Annotated in this window: 3 protein-coding genes; all 3 read left to right on the top strand. The window is 71.4% G+C overall.

Annotation, left to right across the window (positions count from 1 at the left end; translation table 11 throughout):
* Positions 1–264 (top strand): SelB C-terminal domain-containing protein (locus tag LCD33_RS28535; protein ID WP_224978500.1); only part of this gene is annotated, 264 nt, incomplete at its 5' end.
* A gap of 86 nt (positions 265–350) precedes the next feature.
* A complete protein-coding gene (locus LCD33_RS28530) occupies positions 351–1,298 on the top strand; it encodes a Ku protein (RefSeq protein ID WP_224963300.1) in 948 nt (315 codons plus the stop codon).
* Between the two features lie 13 nt (positions 1,299–1,311).
* A partial coding sequence (gene ligD, locus LCD33_RS28525) for a non-homologous end-joining DNA ligase (RefSeq protein WP_224978499.1) occupies positions 1,312–2,069 on the top strand: 758 nt, incomplete at its 3' end.

Genomic DNA, 2,069 nt, shown 5'->3' with positions numbered 1-2,069 from the left:
CACCACCGCGGCCTCGGCCCCGCCGCCCTCCCCGCCGCAGCCCGCGCCGGAGAACTCCTGCGCCTGGCCCCCGGCATCGTGCTCGCCGCGGGCGCCGACCGGCACGCCTGCGACGTGCTCGCCACCCTGCCCCAGCCGTTCACCCCCGCCGACGCCCGCCGCGCCCTGCGCACCACCCGCCGCGTCGCCCTGCCCCTGCTGGAACTGCTCGCCCGCGACGGCCGCACCGAACGCCTCCCCGACGGCACCCACCGGCTGCGCTGAACACCGCGGACCGTGCGATCAGCCGAAGCGCGGCGCATCGTGGGGACATGACGGGCCGGGTCGCCCGGCAGCGAGGGAGGCACGTCATGGCACGCAAGATCTGGACCGGCTCCATCAACTTCGGCCTGGTGACCATCCCGGTCGGCCTCTACGCCGCCACCGAGGACCACAGCCCCTCCTTCCACCAGTACCAACGCGGCACCACCGACCGCGTCCGCTACAAGCGCGTCAACGAACGCACCGGCGACGAGGTCGACTACGGCGACATCGTCAAAGGACGCGAAGTCGAAGGCACCCTGATCACCGTCGACCAGGAAGAGCTCGACGAGATCGCCCCCGGCCGCTCCCGCACCATCGACATCACCTCCTTCGTCGACCTCGACGAGATCGATCCGGTGCACTTCCAGCGCACCTACTGGCTCGCACCCAACGCCAAGGAGAACCACCGGCCCTACGACCTGCTGCGCCGCGCCATGGAGCAGACCAACCAGGTCGGCATCGCCACCTTCGTGCTGCGCGGCAAGGAATACCTCACCGCCGTGCGCGCCGACGACGCCGCGCTCGCCCTCAACACGCTGTTCTTCGCCGACGAGATCCGCGACCCCGCCCAGATCATCGGCGACACCGCAGGCTCGGCGCCCTCCGACAAGGAACTGGAAATGGCCGAGACCGTCATCGAATCCATGACCGGCGAATGGCACCCCGAGGACTACGAGGACACCTACACCGACCGCGTCGAACAACTCCTCGCCGACAAGGCCCGCGGCGTCGAACCCGCCGCCGAGGCCGAACCCGCCGCCGACACCGACGTCATCGACCTCACCGACGCGCTCCGCCGTAGCGTCGAACACGCCCGCGGCACCCGCAGCAGCAGCCGACGCGGCGGGCGCGGAGACGAGCTCGGCGAACTCACCAAGGGCGAACTCGACAAGCGCGCCAAAGAACTCGGCGTCCGCGGCCGCTCCAAGATGAACCGCGCCGAACTCGAAGACGCCGTCCGCGACGCCACCCACGGCTCGCGCGCCGCGTCCTGACCGGAGCACCACCGTGGGACGCGTGACCGTGCGAGTGCAGGACCGCGAACTGACCCTGTCCAACCTGGACAAGGTGCTCTACCCCGCCTGCGGGTTCCGCAAGCGCGACGTCATCGACTACTACCGGCGCATCGCCCCCGTGCTGCTGCCGCACCTGCGCGGCCGCGCCACCACCCTCATCCGCTACCCCGACGGCGTCGACTCCGGCTCGTTCTACGAGAAGGACGTCTCCCGCCACGCCCCCGACTGGGTCCCCACCGCCCGCCTGGTCAGCGGCGCCGACGGTACCGGCCGCGCCGTCAACCACCACGTGCTCATCGACGCCCTGCCCACCCTGGTGTGGACCGCGAACCTCGCCGCCCTCGAACTCCACGTCCCCCAGTGGACCGTCGGCGAACACGACACCCGCAACACCCCCGACCTGCTCGTGTTCGACCTCGACCCCGGGCCACCCGCCACCATCGTCGAATGCTGCCGCGCCGCCGAACTCCTGCAGGAACGGCTGCGCGCCGACGGACTGCGCGCCCACCCGAAGACCAGCGGCGCCAAAGGCATGCAGCTGTACTGCCCGGTGCGCACCGAACGCCCCGACCGCACCTCCGCCTACGCCAAGCGGCTCGCCCACGAACTCGCCGCCGAACACCCCGACGCGCTGCTGGCGAAGATGAACCGCGCCGCCCGCACCGGCAAGGTCGGCCTCGACTGGAGCCAGAACAACCCCGCCAAGACCACCATCGCCCCCTACTCGCTGCGCGCCCGCGACCACCCCAC

Source organism: Saccharopolyspora sp. 7B, assembly GCF_020177435.1.
Lineage (GTDB): Bacteria > Actinomycetota > Actinomycetes > Mycobacteriales > Pseudonocardiaceae > Saccharopolyspora_C > Saccharopolyspora_C gregorii.
The sequence above is the reverse complement of the archived record's forward strand: the minus strand, read 5'-3'. Positions and strand labels throughout refer to the sequence as shown.

Excerpts from the sequence above, each read along its gene's own strand:
- LCD33_RS28530 (WP_224963300.1), top strand. The coding sequence starts at position 351 with ATGGCACGCAAGATCTGGACCGGCTCCATCAACTTCGGCCTGGTGACC.